This window comes from Bacillus sp. 22475, assembly GCF_052044835.1.
Taxonomy (GTDB): Bacteria; Bacillota; Bacilli; order Bacillales; family Bacillaceae_G; genus Bacillus_A; species Bacillus_A cereus.
In genome coordinates this window covers 1-307 of the sequence record NZ_JBQENW010000117.1, presented here as the reverse complement: position 1 = coordinate 307, position 307 = coordinate 1, and the positions used below count along the sequence as shown (strand labels likewise).

Sequence of the window (307 nt, the reverse complement as noted above, 5' to 3'; positions counted from 1 at the left end):
CTTCCGAAAACACATTCTTACATTGGAATAGATGTAGGACTAAAAGATTTCGCTATTTTGTCAGATGGAACACACTATGAAAATCCGAAGTTTTTCCGATCATTAGAAGAGAAATTGGCGAAAGCACAGCGTGTTCTTTCGAGAAGAATGAAAGGATCTTCTTGCTGGAATAAACAACGAGTAAAGGTAGCTAGAATTCATGAATATATATCAAATGCTAGAAAAGATTACTTGGACAAAATTTCAACTGAAATCATCAAAAACCACGATGTTATCGGTATAGAGGATTTGCAAGTATCGAATATGT

At 34.5% G+C, this 307-nt stretch carries 1 protein-coding gene; it reads left to right on the top strand.

The window, feature by feature from the left end:
- Positions 1 to 307, top strand: a 307-nt coding sequence (locus ACTJJY_RS32190; RefSeq protein WP_440607464.1) for an RNA-guided endonuclease InsQ/TnpB family protein, incomplete at both ends; no start/stop codon positions are given.